Origin of the sequence: Paenibacillus daejeonensis DSM 15491 (genome assembly GCF_000378385.1) — a bacterium.
GTDB classification, from domain to species: Bacteria; Bacillota; Bacilli; order Paenibacillales; family Paenibacillaceae; genus Paenibacillus_D; species Paenibacillus_D daejeonensis.
The window spans coordinates 135,535-151,292 of sequence record NZ_KB899661.1 but is presented as its reverse complement, the minus strand read 5'-3'; the positions used below and the strand labels follow the sequence as shown (position 1 = coordinate 151,292).

At 54.9% G+C, this 15,758-nt stretch carries 11 protein-coding genes; 8 read left to right on the top strand and 3 right to left on the bottom strand.

Going from position 1 to position 15,758, the window contains the following annotated elements; translation table 11 throughout:
* Positions 1 to 118 precede the first annotated feature (118 nt).
* The 4 genes from F556_RS0111820 (at position 119) to F556_RS0111805 (ending at position 5,648) form a co-directional block, all read left to right on the top strand.
* A complete protein-coding gene (locus tag F556_RS0111820; protein WP_020617167.1) occupies positions 119 to 1,384 on the top strand; it encodes a class I SAM-dependent methyltransferase in 1,266 nt (421 codons plus the stop codon).
* 3 nt (positions 1,385 to 1,387) lie between these two features.
* Positions 1,388 to 3,970 carry an AAA family ATPase gene (locus F556_RS0111815; RefSeq protein ID WP_020617166.1) on the top strand — a complete coding sequence of 861 codons (2,583 nt, stop codon included), beginning with the start codon at positions 1,388 to 1,390 and terminating at the stop codon, positions 3,968 to 3,970.
* A gap of 33 nt (positions 3,971 to 4,003) precedes the next feature.
* Positions 4,004 to 4,453, top strand: coding sequence for a hypothetical protein (locus F556_RS0111810; protein WP_020617165.1), 450 nt, complete (start codon positions 4,004 to 4,006; stop codon positions 4,451 to 4,453).
* A gap of 364 nt (positions 4,454 to 4,817) precedes the next feature.
* Positions 4,818 to 5,648, top strand: a complete 831-nt coding sequence (locus F556_RS0111805; RefSeq protein ID WP_020617164.1) for an undecaprenyl phosphate translocase family protein — start codon at positions 4,818 to 4,820, stop codon at positions 5,646 to 5,648.
* A 73-nt stretch (positions 5,649 to 5,721) separates the two neighbouring features.
* Here the strand turns inward: F556_RS0111805 and F556_RS0111800 are convergent, their stop codons facing one another.
* Positions 5,722 to 7,149, bottom strand: coding sequence for a stalk domain-containing protein (locus F556_RS0111800; protein ID WP_020617163.1), 1,428 nt, complete (start codon positions 7,147 to 7,149; stop codon positions 5,722 to 5,724).
* Positions 7,150 to 7,400: 251 nt separating this feature from the next.
* On the opposite strand from F556_RS0111800, the gene F556_RS0111795 reads away from it, so the two are divergent.
* On the top strand, positions 7,401 to 8,690 hold the full coding sequence (locus tag F556_RS0111795; RefSeq protein ID WP_020617162.1) for an L-cysteine desulfidase family protein: 1,290 nt from the start codon (positions 7,401 to 7,403) through the stop codon (positions 8,688 to 8,690).
* Positions 8,691 to 9,239: 549 nt separating this feature from the next.
* On the opposite strand, the gene F556_RS0111790 is transcribed toward F556_RS0111795, so the two are convergent.
* Together F556_RS0111790 and F556_RS0111785 are read right to left on the bottom strand one after the other, a co-directional pair.
* Complete coding sequence (locus F556_RS0111790) at positions 9,240 to 11,006, bottom strand: cache domain-containing sensor histidine kinase (RefSeq protein WP_020617161.1); 1,767 nt, start codon at positions 11,004 to 11,006, stop codon at positions 9,240 to 9,242.
* 1 nt (position 11,007) lies between these two features.
* The gene (locus F556_RS0111785) at positions 11,008 to 11,760 is read right to left on the bottom strand and encodes a response regulator transcription factor (RefSeq protein WP_020617160.1); all 753 of its coding nucleotides are present in this window, start codon (positions 11,758 to 11,760) and stop codon (positions 11,008 to 11,010) included.
* 263 nt (positions 11,761 to 12,023) lie between these two features.
* Here F556_RS0111785 and F556_RS0111780 point away from each other — a divergent pair, with 263 nt between their 5' ends.
* From F556_RS0111780 to F556_RS0111765, 3 genes are all read left to right on the top strand, one after another.
* On the top strand, positions 12,024 to 13,349 hold the full coding sequence (locus tag F556_RS0111780; RefSeq protein WP_020617159.1) for an ABC transporter substrate-binding protein: 1,326 nt from the start codon (positions 12,024 to 12,026) through the stop codon (positions 13,347 to 13,349).
* A gap of 633 nt (positions 13,350 to 13,982) precedes the next feature.
* Complete coding sequence (locus F556_RS0111770; protein ID WP_020617157.1) at positions 13,983 to 14,930, top strand: carbohydrate ABC transporter permease; 948 nt, start codon at positions 13,983 to 13,985, stop codon at positions 14,928 to 14,930.
* Positions 14,927 to 15,757: a carbohydrate ABC transporter permease gene (locus F556_RS0111765; RefSeq protein WP_020617156.1), complete on the top strand. Its 831-nt coding sequence runs from the start codon at positions 14,927 to 14,929 to the stop codon at positions 15,755 to 15,757. The genes F556_RS0111770 and F556_RS0111765 overlap by 4 nt, the downstream gene beginning before the upstream one ends.
* The last annotated feature ends 1 nt before the right edge of the window (position 15,758 follow it).

Genomic DNA, 15,758 nt, shown 5'->3' with positions numbered 1-15,758 from the left:
TGTAAAGACTGCTTGATGCCGGTCTGTCCTTTGCTGTAGCCTATTGCTGCAGAAGGGACAGGTGGCGCAAGCAGTCTATTTTTATGTCTGGGCATTTGTTTAAAAGAGGAGTGAGAATGTGGCTATCGTACAAGTAACATCGACCAACCCCAAGTTTACGTTTCTGATTCGCAAAAATCCGGGCACCGGCATGCAGCTGCGCAGCGTGCGCAAGGGCATGGCCTATGGCTGGTATACAGACGAAAGCACCTACAACGTGTACTTTAAGGATGCGGATAACGAGGTGTCCTTTAAGCAAGAACGGCAGGAGCAGTTCGAGTACCTCAATGTGTCACGCTACAACACACCACTGTTTGGACTCAGTGCCATCAATGAGTTTTTCTCGTCGCCACTGAAGAGTCACCATGAACAGGATGTCCCGGGATACCGTCATACGCTGCACATCCCGATGATTCATATTGAGCGGCTGCATTTCGTGGCGTTGTTCGAACGCCATCTGACCGACTGTACCTTCGAGACGGTGCATCAGGCGCACAAGAGTTACTCATTGACCCTGTCCACGGAGCGCAGCCTGTATCATCTGTTGCACGTGGCAAGCATGCTCTGCTTGTTCCTCTCCTTGCTGGGCAAGGAGAATATCGATATTTCGGATTCCATTCTGGACAAATATATTCCGAGCCTTGGCGTTATTGATGCACCGTTTTACATCCGCAGCCTGTTCGCCAGCCACTTCCTAAATGCGCGGGACCGGTTTGCCAAATACAAAGCCGCGCTCGAGCAGACAGAACGCTATTCAATCTCCCTAGCCTACGGCCGCACGGGGATGCAGCGGCGCAACGTCATCACCGAGCACCTGCCGTTTGACAAAGCGATCCTCGATCTCGGGTGTGGCGAGGGCTTCTACGCCTTGCATTACGCGGGGCGGATCGAAGAGAGCTACTATGCCGTGGATATCGATGAGGAGCTGCTGGCCGGGGTACAGCGCAAGGCGGCGGAGCGGGAGCTCGACAACCTTGCCACGTACGCTTCGCTGGATCGTTTTCTGGAAACGTACAATGGCGAAACCGTTGACGTGATTCTGACGGAAGTCGTCGAGCATATGCCTGAGGATGAGGCTGCTGCGCTGGTGGCGCTGGTGTGCCGTGAAGTCCAATTTGACCGGCTGATTATTACGACGCCTAATGCTGACTTCAACGTCTACTACGAGCTGGACGGCTTCCGGCATGACGATCATAGCTGGGAGATGGGGCAAGCGGCATTCCGAGCGTGGCTGGAGCCAATCGTCAGCGCACCTGACCGCAGCATCGAGTGGATCGGCATTGGTGACCGAGTGGATGGCATTCAGACAACCCAAGGCGCCATCGTGCGCAGAAAGGAGGCTTGACCCATGAAAATCACCACAAAAGTGCATACCATCCTGATGCTCGTCGGTTCGACCGAGTGTGGCAAGTCGACCTTTGCGCGGGAGGTGCTGATACCCCAGCTCGCCAAGCAGGATGAGGAGCGGCGTGTACGGAGCAATGTCCAACTGCTGTCCTCTGACGATATCCGCCAGGAGCTGCTGGGCCACGACTATGATAAGTACGATCAGACGATGTTGGAGGCGAGCTCACAGGCGTTCGACCTGCTGCTCACCAAGCTGCGCTTAGTCACTTCGTATCCCGTAAATGCTGAGTTTGTTATCGTGGATACGACGGCGCTGGCGGAGGACTTCCGGGAAAAAGTGCGTCAGGTGGCCGAAGCCAACCACTACCGCGTCGAGGTTGTCCTCTTCGACTATCGCAAGCGCGAAGACTATTATGCCTCCGACCGCTCCAAGCGGCTGATTACAGGTCACATCAATCGGCTGCGCCGGGAGGTGCTGCCCGTGCTGGCACGGGAGGGCTACGATGCGGTGCATAAGGTGAGGGCTAAGGATTTCTACGTGCCTGAAGAGGGTGTGGCGAATCCGGAGTATCAGGTGGCAGTAGAGAATTGGGATGACTATCTGGCCGCGACGTTGCCGCATACGCATAGCTATATCGTGGTAGGGGACGTACATGAATGCGTGGACGAGCTGCAGCAGCTGTTGATCGGCTTTGGCTACCGTATCGAGGATGGCCTGATGACAGCGGGACCCAAGGCGGCAGGCAAGCAAGTGGTGCTGGCGGGCGATTGGATCGACAAAGGCAAACAGACGGCGGCTACGATTGAGTTTCTCTACGCCAACCGAGAGCATTTTCGCTTTGTGCTGGGCAATCATGAGAACTTTGTCCGCCGCTACATCGAGGGGGGCATCAAAGGCGCGGATCGGGAGCTGGTCGAGACGTACTTTGACTCGATTGCCGTATTGCAGGCGCAGCCCGAGCTGTGGGAAAAGTTCTTGGTGCTCGTCACCGCAGCACAGCCGTTCTATCGGTTCATCGGCGAGGGCAGCCCCTCGTTCTATGTTACGCATGCGCCTTGTCGCAGCAAATATATCGGCAAGTTGGATCCGCAGGGGCGCCGTCATCAGCGCACCTATCGGATCGACCGCGAGGCACCAGTCGAGCCGCAGCTGCAGTTCCTTCAGGAGGATGCGGTGGCCAATCACCCGTACCACCTGTTTGGTCACGTGGCAGCAGCCCGCGGTTTCCGCATCAAAAACAAGCTGCATCTGGACAGCGGCTGTGTGCACGGCTACGCACTGAGCGGCGTTGATATGGGTGGACGGCTGTTCTTCCGCAGCATGCGGGCGACAGCCGCGGCGCGGCGGGAGGAATTGCCGGAGCTGTTCAAGGAGGACCGCCGGGTATCGCTGGCGGAGCTGGACCTTGAGGACCAGCGCCGCCTCCGTTATGTGGCGCGTCACGGCATCAACCATATCTCCGGCACGATGTCGCCAGCAGATAAGGATGCCGAACGTGGCGAGCTGGAGTCGCTTCAGCAGGGACTCGCCTACTTCGCCAGACGCGGCGTGCGCGAGGTCGTCTTGCAGCCCAAGTACATGGGCTCGCGCTGCACGATCTATCTGCACCGGGACCCCGAGCAGTGTTATGCGGTCAGCCGCACCGGCTACCGTGTGCAAGGCGTCGAGCTGGCACCCGTGTATGAGCGGCTGCTGACGCGCTTTGGCGGATACATGCAGGATAACGGCGTCGAGATCATGCTGCTCGACGGGGAACTGCTGCCTTGGCGCGCGATGGGCGATGGCCTGATTCGGCGGCAGTTCGAGCCGATCAGCAAGGCGCTGGAGCTGGAGTTGGATTTTCTGCAGCAGAACGGGTTCGAGGAGGCACTCGGCCAGCTCTCTGCCGAATATGAGGCGAGCGACTTCGAGCAGGAGCGCCACCAGATGAGTAAGGGCGCGCTCAGTGAGAAGTACGGCACTGCACTCTATCAGAACTACAAGGTGATGAAAGAGGTTCAGGACCGCAGCATGCCACTGGCAGCCCATAAGGAGGCGTATGACGTGTATCGCCACCAGTTAGAGCTGTATGCGGGCGAGGCCAAGCTGGATTACAAGCCATTCGGATTGCTCAAGGAAGTGATGAAGGATGGCACGGAACGATTCCCGTCGCAGAAGACATCCGACTTGTACCGCTTCCTCTCCGATGACGCTTACGTGGTGATCGATCTGGAAGCGCCGGACCACTTGGAGCAAGCGGAGCGTTTCTATGAGCGTCTAACCACCGCCGAGCGGATGGAGGGAGTCGTCATCAAGCCGGAGACCGAAGGGAATTCAGTACCGTTCATGAAGGTACGCAACAAGGAGTACCTGTCGATCATTTATGGTTACGACTACACCTTCCCGCACAAGTATGCACACTTAATTAAGCAAAAGAACATCGGCGCCAAGCTCCGCACCTCAGCAGCCGAGCACCGGCTGGGCCGGGCCATGCTCGCCATTCCGCTCGCTGAGATCTCTAAGGACAACGAGGCCTACAAGCAGGCGGTCGCCGACCTGCTGTTCGAGGAAGCCAAGGAACGGGAGATCGATCCACGGCTGTAAAGTTGGAATCTCAGCGGGAGAGGGGCGAGGAGCATGAGGAATAGAAGGTTGCTAGTGCAAGTGATGATGTTTCTAGTGCCCGTGGTCATGCTGGTCATCTTCATAGTCGCATGGCAGATGCGAGAGGCGGAGCTGGAACGACAGGAGATTCGCACCTTCCTCGGGACCAAGCATCAACTCATCTCGTTAACACTGGGCAGTATCGAGTCTAACGAGTCGGATGATCTGGTTATTGGACAGTTGCGGGCTCTTTTAACGGGTGGTTCGGGCTTAAGCGCCATCGAGTCGACTAGCATGAACGGATTCATAGACTACTGCATTCGGGAGTTGATTGGCGGCAACGAGCACGATGTGAGGCACGAGCTTCGAAGCGCGCAAGCAATCGCGAGCCGGGTCCACAGTCCATTGATGGATAAGAAGGTAGCTATAGAGGATTGGAATAACTTCCTCGCCAATTTTCCATTTAACCCGACGCCTGAATAGATGTAAGAATCCTCCAGCCGTGGACCGGCTGGGGGATTCTGCATATTGGCTGACTAAATCTATCCAACCCGTGCATGGTTAAGTGGATTCAGGCCTCATCAATAAACACGAAAAATCAGCTTTATTTGCAGCCAAATCGTTAAAAATGCAAAATATATATGAAATTTCGCACTTATTGAGCCCAAACAAGAAAAAAGGTCTAATTATACACGAATTTTCGTGTTTATTAGACATTTCTACCAGACATATTGGACCTTATATCCACCTCATCCTGCGCTCGCTAGGAATCTCGCTGCCCGATGTGGTAGACTTAGAAGTTAGACAAAGAGATATCATCATTATCGGAGACAAGGAGAAGGAATCAATGGAGTGGAAAAATCTGTTGCGGGGATTCGCCATGGGCACGACCGACCTCATCCCCGGTGTCAGCGGCGGTACACTGGCCGTTGTGCTTGGTATCTATTACCGGCTGCTGGAAGCGATCAGCGGCTTGTTCAGCAAGGATTGGAAACGTCACTGGGGCTTTCTCATCCCGCTTGGCCTTGGAATGGTTACAGCTATTGTATCGCTTAGCCGGGTCATTGAATACTTACTGGAACACCATTACGCACCAACGCAATTCTTTTTCACGGGACTAATCCTGGGTGTGCTGCCGATGCTGATCCGGCAGGCTGATGTCCGACGGAATTTCGGGACGAAGCACATTGTCGTTCTGTTGGTGGGGCTGCTGCTTATGGCGTCTATGGCCTTCATGTCAGGCGACAAAGATGCCGGACCGCAGACGACACTCACGCTTTGGTCGACCATTGGCCTCTTTTTCGCCGGGTGGGCAGCCAGTATGGCGATGCTGCTGCCGGGTGTCAGCGGTTCCTTCGTCCTGCTGCTGATTGGTGTCTATCCTACGGCGATCAATGCATTGTCGACCTTTAATCTTCCGATTATCTTTACGATCGGATTCGGGGTTCTGGCTGGATTCTTCTTCAGCAGCAAAGCGATCCGTTACCTGCTCGCTACCTACCCACGGATGACGTATGCAGTTATGATTGGTTTAATTACCGGTTCGGTGTTCGTCATCTTTCCTGGGTTCGTAAGTGGGATCGGACCAACCATCATCTGTCTCGCAGCTTTTGTAGCTGGCTTATGCCTCGCAATGTACTTTGGATCCGTCAAGCGTACGTCAGCAACAGAAGCATAGTCACCCTATAGCAAAAAGGGCCATCCGCAATGACTGCAGATGGTCCTTTTTCGATGCTCGCCTGTTGCCTCGCTTACTTCGCAGTCGTCACCGTAATCTCTGCCCGATCAGCGTGCCAAGCTACCTGAGCCCCAAACAATTCACTAATGAAGCGTAGTGGCACATGCGTCTCGTTGTTGTAGATGCGGATCGGACCACCGAGCTGGATTGGCGCTCCATTCACAGTGACTGTCGCGTCACCTGGAAGCATCGATACCTTTTGACCGCCGTAGCTGATCGTCACTCGCTTGGTTTGATCCTCGAATCCTAGTGTTGCTCCGAGCGGCTCAGCCAGCTTACGCAGCGGTACCATTGTTACCCCCTGATGAATAACGCCTGGGTAATCCTGACGTACGCTGTTGATGATGACGGTGCCGGTGTCGAGGATGCGGGTCGGCCGCTCCTGATAGGACTTCCAATACACGGATCCATCGCCTAAGTACCCTGAAGCACCGTTACCCCAACCGTATAGCTCTCCTTTGGTATCCAGAGCAAATAACTGACCCACGCTAGCATCAATTGTTGTGACATCCGTTAGGGAGGAGATGCGATGCGGGCGCAGTTGCTGGTCTATTTGTGCCTGGGTGAGATTATAATATTGCCCGGGAGCCACCCCGGCCGTGTAGAGGGTACCATCCGTTTTGAGGAACAAGGCTTGGTGTACAAGGGCTATAGCTTGTACGTTATCGATACCCGGGATTTGTACAGGTGCTGTTAACGTTCCCCCGTCGTCGTATGTTGATTTCATCTGCAGGAAGTTCTGTCCCCAGGTATGTACCTTACCGGAAACATCTAGCGCCAAAACATTGGTACCATGCATATCAATCGCGGTAATGGCCGGTAGATTGTGTACCTTCACAGGTGTGATACGATAGCCTTCCGGATTGGCTGCCGTAACACGGCTGCTATGCGGCCAACCGCCCCACGTGTACACTTCGCCTTGCTCGGTCAGCGCCAGACTGTTATCGCCGGCAGCAATGGCTTTCACCTTAGTCAAGCCCTGTGCTTTCTGCACGGGAACATCCCACGAATCACTGAGCTGCCCGTTGCCAAGCTGACCTTGAAAGTTTGTTCCCCAGCCCCATACCGTCCCGTCCGCTTTTAACGCCAACGTATGAATTCGCCCGTTCGCAAGGTCGATAATATCTGTCAGTCCAGGAATCGGTGCCGGCGTCAGATGCTCTTCCCTGGGATAACGCCATACCGTACCATCCTCGAACAGTACAATGGTATCGTAATCGGCAGCTACGATTTTTTTGGCAGGCTGCGGTAAATCCAGACGGGTAGGCACCGATTTGAAATAACCGAATTGCCACACGCTGTTATCGCTCTTAAAGATGTAGGTATACGTACCACTAGTTTGGACATCGATAATCTTCGGCGTTGCTGCAAACGCCGGCGCAGGTACAACTGCCAGGATGGCCAAGGCAAGCAATGTGGTCAGGAAGGTCCATTTTTTCATTGTCAGTCTCCTCTTCTATCCCTAAGGATGATGCAAAAATTGGAATTGTTTGTTCGATTATTAGACGTAGAACCTTCCATTAAGTTTCAATAGATGAAGATTTCAACAGACTAGCTCGGGAAGAAGTGGAATGATGGCTTAAATTAAGCCCTTTTTGACGGGGATGTCAGCTCTCAGAGTAGGGGATCTGTTATAATGAAAGCACCAATAGACCGCTGGGCGGAGGACAACATAGATAGGGGAGTGGCAAGATGAATCCGCTACTGGAGCTGTTAAAAAAAGAAGTGGCCCCGGCCGAAGGGTGTACGGAGCCGATCGCGGTTGCGTATGCCGTATCCCTGGCTGCGGAGCTGCTGGATGAAGAGATACAGAGCATGAAGCTATGCCTGAGTGGCAATATTATAAAAAATGCGCTGGGTGTGGGGATTCCGGGAACCGGCCAATCCGGCCTGCCAATCGCAGCAGCCTTGGGCGCCGTGATTCCACGGTCGCACCGCAAGCTGGAGATTCTCTCCGGACTATCCCCGGACGAGCTGGAAGCGGCCAACCGGCTGCTTGCCCGGGATGTGCTCCAGGTGGAGCTGAAGGAAACACCAGAGAAGTTATATATTGAAGCACGGCTGCAAGGTCCGACAACTGACGTGCTGGTCGTCATTGAGCGGGAGCATACCCGTGTGACAAAGCTGCTGCGAAACGGCGAACCGGTAGAGCAGGGACGAGAGAAGGCGGATTGTGAGGCTGAAGTAGTGGATGATGTGGCCTCTCAGCTGACGCTGGACGGGATCTATTCCTTTGCTACTGAGGTGGCCTTGGAAGATATCGAGTTCCTGCTGGAAGGCGTGGCGATGAACAAAGCCATCTCCGAGGAAGGCCTGCGCGGTGAATACGGTCTGCAGGTCGGTCGCAAAATGGCCCAGCAATCGGCGGTCAATCTGTTCGGCCAAGATATGGCTACAGGCATTATTGCTGCTACGGCGGCGGCCTCCGACGCGCGTATGGCCGGCAGTGCGATGCCGGTCATGACGACAGCGGGCAGCGGCAACCAAGGCATTGCCTGTACGCTACCCGTGATTGCGCTCGCGGAGCGGATTGGGGCTGATGAGGAGAAGCTGGCCCGCGCGCTGGCGCTCAGCAACCTCGTGACCGTGCACATCAAACAGTATATTGGTCGACTTTCGCCGCTTTGCGGTTCCGGAATTGCAGGGGGCGTCGGTGCGAACAGCGGTATCATCTACCTGATGGGTGGGAGCCTTGCTCAGATTAAGCGTGGCGTCCAGAGCACGATCGCCTCGCTGAGCGGCATGATCTGCGACGGCGCCAAAGCGACCTGCGCACTCAAGATCTCGACCGGCACGAACGCGGCCATTCAAGCCGCGACGCTGGCGATGAACGACATCTCGCCATCACCGAGCGACGGCGTCATCTTCGATGAGGTCGAGGACACCATCCGCAACATGGAGCGGCTGGTCCAGGAGGGACTCGCGAACACCGATTCGACGATTCTGGGCATCATGCTCTCTAAGTCCGGGAAGGAAACGTAGCTGGCGGCAGACGTTGCCTGGCAGCGGAAGAAGGCGCTGCGTCACGTGCGTAATAGCGTTTGCTAGTTTGGGTTAGTGAGGGAGTTTCGAGTAACAATGTGCACTTGATTTGGCTAAGTTCAGTCTGGTGGCGCGATTCGAGTGACATTGTGCACCTAATTGGTCTGAATTCCGGCTAGAGAAACAAATTAAGTAACATTCTACCCCTGAACGAGGCGGATCGCACTCAAGGAAGCAAACCAAGTAACATTTTGCCCCTAATTGAGGCGAATCGAGCTCAGGGGTGCAAACCAAGTAACATTTTACCCTTGGATGAGGCGGATCGCGCTCAGGAGTGCGAATTAAGCAACAATGTGCACCATATTTCGTGTGAGTGGCCCCGTGGCCGAGGCATTGTGCCTTGGCTGCGGGGCCGCTGTTTGTGGTCTAGACATCCATCGGTGCATCCTCCGCCTTCATTCTTCGTCAGGAGTAGTTGAGATGGTATGCGTCGGGTCTGCCAATAGCATTCAATCTGATTGCACTGAGCAATTGCCCGCAAACTCAGCCTCACTGCGGAATCCGAAACCACACCACCGTGCCCCAGTCGGGTCTGCTCCAGAGGTGAAGGCCGTGCGGCTGCTCGTACGTGAGCATCAGTCGGCGGTTGGTGTTGGCCAGTCCGATGTGATCCTCCGCTTCGCCATCCAGCAGCAATCGGGCCTGGACCTCCTGTAGCCGCTCTGGCGTCATGCCAACACCGTTGTCGATCACAGCAACGCGGGTCCAACCGTCCGCCGTCTCGATCCGAATCTTGATACGGCCGTTGCCTTCCTTTTCCTTAATCCCATGATACAAGCTATTCTCGATTAGCGGCTGCAGCACCAGCTTGACGATGCTGTACACCTTGGCTTCTTCCTCGTCATAATCCCAGATGACATCAAACTTGTCCTGGTACCGCATCTTCTGCAGCGCGATATAGCTGTGGGTGATGGCGACCTCCTGCTCCAGGGTCACGATGCGGCCCGGCGTATCCAGCGAGTAGCGCATCAGATCGGCCAGGTTCTCCAGCATGTGGTTGGCTTCGTTAGGCCGCCGTGTCAGCCCCATGACCTTCCAGTTGATCGTCTCCAGCGTATTGAAGAGGAAATGGGGGTTCATCTGCGATTGGAGCGCGAGCAGCTCGGCGGCTTGGAGCCGGTATTTTTTCTCGGAGAGCTGGACGCTCAGGTAATGATGCTCAATGAAGTTGCGCGTCATCGTCTGAATGATGTAATTGGTCTCGTCATCGGAGCTGCTGCGCGCATCGGGCTGTTGGGGCAGCGGCAACCCCTTCTCAGCGGACTTGATGATCATCATCATCCGGCGGATATGACGCAGCGAGCGTCCCGTCAGATAATACGTCAGTGCCAGTCCCAGCAGGAACGATAGCAGCACCACGTAGACCGTGAATTCACTCAGCCGAAAAGCAACCGGATGTATCGCCTGATCCGGCACCAGCGAGAGGTAACGCCATCCCTCATAGCGACTGGAGGCCAGTTGGGCACCCGCATAGGACAGGTCGGAATCGCGCAAGGTAAAGGAAGCATTTGTCTTGGCAGCTTGTTGTACCGTATCGACCTTCAGTTCCCCCAGCTCCCGGCTCTGGAACAGAATCCTATCGTCCTCATCCAGTACGAGCAGCAGTTGCCCGGGGTAGGTTTCGTAGGTGCGCAGCAGGCGCTCCATGTACTCGGTGTAGATATTCAGAACGATGACGCCAAACGGCTCCCGGAGCACACTGGAATAGAGCGGCTTGAAGAGGGTAGTAACCGAGATCGGCTGCTCAAATGAATACCGCTGCACCAGTCGTTCCTCCGTCCAGATCCCCGCGCCAGCCTCCTGATGATCGAGAAAGCTGCCCCACCACGAGAGATCATGGAACTCCCGCAGGTTGGTCAGGCCGGTGCCGCTGGCGAGGAATTGATTATACGGATTGCGCACGTAGACATAGATGGATTCAATGTATGGCCGGGCGTTCGCTGGGGCATCGATGAAATTTTGCGTAGCTTGAACCAGTCGCTTGTTCTCCAAGGTCACCTGCTGTGTGCGAAGGATATCCTCCAGACGATACAACGTCTCCACATGACCGAAGTTCAAGCCGAGGGCGTCCATCTCATTGAAAATCAGCTCAATATTGCGGTCCATCTGGTGGAACAGCTGCATCTGGTTGCGGTTGATCTCTGCCTCATTGTAGCGCTTGGTTACAATAATGGAGAGCGTACCCAGCACGATGGTTGGAATGAGGAGGGGAATGAGGAAGAGCGCCAGATTTTTGATGAAAAATTTTCTCCGCATGCTAATCCCTTGTTCCTTCGTAATTGTTGCGGTATTCGCGTGGGCTCACGCCATGAACCCGCTTGAAGGTGCGGGTGAAGTTCTTGGCATAACTGTAGCCAACCATCTCGCTGACCTCATAGGTTTTGTAACGGATATCCCGCAGCAGCTCGGCCGCCCGTGCCATCTTCACAGCTGTCACGTAATCGGAGAAGTTCTCGCCCGTCTTTTCCTTGAAATACTTGCTGACATAGTGAGGGTTCATATGGACAATGCCCGCTGCTTCCTCCAGGGTGGCTTTGGCATAATTGGATTCGACGTACGCCTGAATCGCCGCAATGACTTGTGCATTGAAGCTGGCGCTCTGCACCTCGCTCTGGCCTGTATCACGTGCAGTGGCTTCATCAAACTCCAGCTTGAGGGAAGAGAAGACGTCGAACAGCTCCGTATATTTGGTCGGTTTGACGATGTAATGCTGGATACCGTAGGTCATCGCCTGCTTGGCATAATCGAAGTCTTTGTAGCCGCTCAAGAAGACGACTTTAATGCCGCTTTTGCGTTCGTACAACTGCTGCGCGACCTCCAGCCCCGATAGAATCGGCATGCGAATATCGCAGAGGAGGACATCGACCGCCCGCTTTTCCAGAAACTGCAGCGCCTCCCGTCCATCCGCACATTGGCCCACCAGCTCGAAGCCCACCTCATGCCACGGGAAATATTGAGAAAGACCGCTTCGGATCTCTTGTTCATCATCGACTAGCAGTAGGGTATACATGGTGCTGCACCTCCCAAGGGTTGTCTATCCCCTGCTACAATTGCAATCGTTTTCACCAGCATAATCGATCCTCCAGGGTTTGTACAGGCGCCACATCTCTCCAAAATAGCCGATATTTCTCGGAATTTAAGCTGAATGTCAACTTCGGATACCTTTGAGCAAAAAAGCACAAGAAATGATACCTTTCGTCATTTTGTATGCCTTTTCATAGCTTGGACACGCCAGTATAGTTAGAGTCAACTACACGTGAGGGGGCAAAACAAATGAGACATAGAAAAGTCTGGCCATCTGCGCTAAGCGCGATTCTACTGACCGGTGTGCTCGCCGGATGTGCCGGAGGCGACGGAGGCAACAGCCCGCAGAACAGCGGCAATAGCGGGGGCTCGGGTGACGATTCACCACAGGAGGTATCGCTGCGCTTCTCCTGGTGGGGCTCGGAGGTCCGGCACAAGGCGTTGCTGGATGCCATCGATCTGTACACAGAGAACAATCCGCATGTCACCATTGAACCTGAATACAGCGGCTTCGACGGGTATTATCAGAAGCTCGTCACACAGTTTGCGGGTGGGACTGCACCGGACCTGACACCGCTGTCCGTCGATTGGATCGACGAGCTGGCAGTGAAGAGCGATCTGGTTGTCGATCTCTACACCTTGGACGAGTACATTGACCTCGACGCCTTTGATGCCGATTTCCTGGAACGGTATGCCGTGTTCGATGGCAAGCTGGCTGGTCTGCCGATGGGCGTCAATGGCATGGTGAATTTGTACAACCAGGACTTTTTTGATCGCTTTGATATTCCCGAGGATACCGTATGGGACTGGGAGACGATTCACACAATCGGCAAGCGTGTCCACGAGGAAGATCCGAATGCTTACTTGCTGGGTATGTTCGACTACCGCACGTTCCTGCAGCCATTCGTGAATCAGCAGACGGGGAACCAGTGGATTCAGGATGACAAAACGGTGGGATTCGAGGCAGATGCGCTGGAAGCGGCGTTTGCTTACTACCAGCAGCTGCTGGATGACGGTGTGATGCAACCGATCGCCGAGAGCAGCCTGTACAAGGATCTGGCGGAGAACCTGCAATGGCAGGAAGGCAACATCGGCATGATGTTCACGCTGGCCTCGACGATTGCCAAGGTGAAGACCTACACGCCGAACCTCGGCGTTAGCATGTATCCGGTGCCGGCAGATGCGCTCACCTCGGCGGTGCTCGTGAACCCGAGTAACCCGCTGGCGATCAGCAAGGCGTCCAAGCATCCAGAGGAGGCGGCCAAGTTCGCCAGCTGGTTGCTCACTTCCTCGGAAGCAGCAGCCATCCTGAAGGATGTCTATAGTGTGCCGGTTGTTGCGGCCAACGCGGAGCAACTGGTGGCGGATGGCGCGATTGATTCGACTGTGGCTGAGGCGGTACAGATTGCCATGGAGAACCCGGGCAACCCGGTCAACGGACTGAGCAACAACCAGGAGCTCAACCAGATTGCCCAGGATATTCTCGATCGCGTTGCGTTCAAGCAGCTGTCCCCAGATCAGGCAGCAGCGGACCTCATGGCCCGGCTGGATGAGAAGCTAAGAAGTATGCCCTAAAGGGCTGCCGCGTTGAAGTGGCTATTGCGCCAGCAGCCGGGCGCAGTGCCGAAATACCGACCAAGAGATTATCTCTGAATGTGGGAATCGTGCCCGACGGTCCAAACCAAGTAACGTTTTACCCCTGGATGAGGGGAATCGAGCTCGACAGTGCAATCCAAGTAACATTTTACCCCTGGATGAGGGGAATCGAGCTAGACAGTGCAATCCAAGTAACATTATACCCCTGGATGAGGGGAATCGAGCTAGACAGTGCAATCCAAGTAACATTTTACCCCTGGATGAGGGGAATCGAGCTCGACAATGCAATCCAAGTAACATTTTACCCCTGGATGAGGGGAATCGAGCTTGATGGAGCAAATCAAGTGACATTTTACCCTTGGATGAGGGGAATCGAGCTCGACAGTGCAAACCAAGTGACATTTTACCTCTGAATGAGGGTATTCGCGACTGGCGGAGCAAATCAAGTGACATTTTACCTCTGAATGAGGGTAATCGCTTCTGGTGGAGCAAATCAAGTAACATTTTACCTCTGCTTCAAGCGGCAGCAGAATCAAAGCAACCCGTCAGACATAACAAAGGGGCACGAGGCGTGAGTCGCCCGGGCCCCGGTACAGACAAGGTGTGAGACACATGCGAAAACAACCGGCTACAGGCGCTCCTGAGGCACCGACACTGCAAGCCCCGCGCAAACGCCGGGCCAAGGGGGAACGGATCGGCCTCCTGTATATCAGCCCCTGGATCATCGGCTTCATCGTGCTGACGCTGGTGCCGTTCATTGCCTCGCTCGTCTATTCCTTTACGGATTATAGTATGGTGCGGGAGCAGCGGTTCATTGGGCTGGCTAACTATATCGAGATGTTCACCAAGGATCCGGTGTTCTACCAGTCCTTGCGAGTGACGCTGCTCTATGTATTGTTCGCCGTGCCAGCCAAGCTGGTGGTGGCTCTACTGGTGGCGATGCTGCTGAACCGGCAGATGCGCGGCATGGGAATTTACCGAACGATCTATTATCTGCCCTCGATCCTGGGCGGCAGCGTGGCCGTGTCGGTGCTGTGGCGGTTCCTGTTCATGCGTGAAGGGCTCGTCAATGAACTGTTGTCCTATCTGTCGATCCCGCCGCTCAACTGGCTTGGCGATCCGGAGCTGGCACTGTTCACCATTGCATTGCTGCCGGTCTGGGAGTTCGGCTCCTCAATGGTGCTGTTTCTCGCAGGGCTCAAGCAGGTGCCCAAAGAGTTGTATGAAGCGTCTACAGTGGACGGCGCAGGAAAGGTAAGGGCTTTTTTCTCGATTACACTGCCGATGCTGACCCCAATCGTTCTGTTCAATCTGATCATGCAGATGATCAACGCCTTCCAGCAGTTCACCTCTGCCTTCGTCATCACGGACGGCGGGCCGATGAAGGCCACCTATCTGTACGGGTTGATGCTGTACGACAATGCGTTCCAGTTCTTCCGGATGGGCTATGCCTCTGCGCAGTCCTGGGTGTTGTTCATCATCATTCTGGTGTTTACCTTCGTACTCTTCAAAACAAGCAACCGCTGGACACATTACGAGGATGGAGGGGACAGCCGATGAAATGGACCCATGTTGGCTATGTGCTGCTGTTGTCGGCGCTCAGTATTCTCTTCCTGTATCCGCTGCTCTGGCTGGTGTCGGCTTCGGTTAAGCCCAACAACGAGATTTTTTCCAGTATCGGGCTGATCCCTTCAGAGATCATCTGGGGGGCTTATGAACGGGGCTGGGAAGGCGTTGGACGGACGAGCTTCAGTCGCTTTTTCAGCAATACGTTCTTGCTCGTTATCCCGGTTGTGCTGTTCACGATGGTGTCGAGTCTGATGGTTGCGTACGGTTTTGCCCGGTTCAAATTTCCGCTTAAAAAGCTGTTCTTCGCGCTGATGATCTCGACGCTCATGCTGCCCGATGCCGTTATCATCATCCCGCGGTACATTCTGTTCCGTAACTTCGGCTGGCTGAACACGTACCTGCCGTTCTATGTGCCCGCCATCTTCGCCGTCAACGCATTCTTCATCTTCCTGATCGTTCAGTTCCTGCGGGGCATCCCGCGCGATCTCGATGAGGCAGCCGTCATCGACGGATGTAATTCGTTCAGCACGTTGCTCCGCGTCCTGCTGCCGCTGTCGGTGCCGGCGCTCATCTCGGTCTGTATCTTCCAGTTCATCTGGACGTGGAATGAGTTCTTCAACGCACTGATCTACATCAACAGCGTCTCCAAGTACACCGTCGCGCTCGGCCTGCGGATGGTGCTGGACAACGAGGGCGCCGTGAACTGGAATCAAGTGATGGCCATGTCGGTCGTGACCATCGTGCCATGCATCATCGTCTTCTTCCTGGCCCAACGCTATTTTGTGGAGGGGATTTCCACCACTGGCCTAAAAGGTTAAG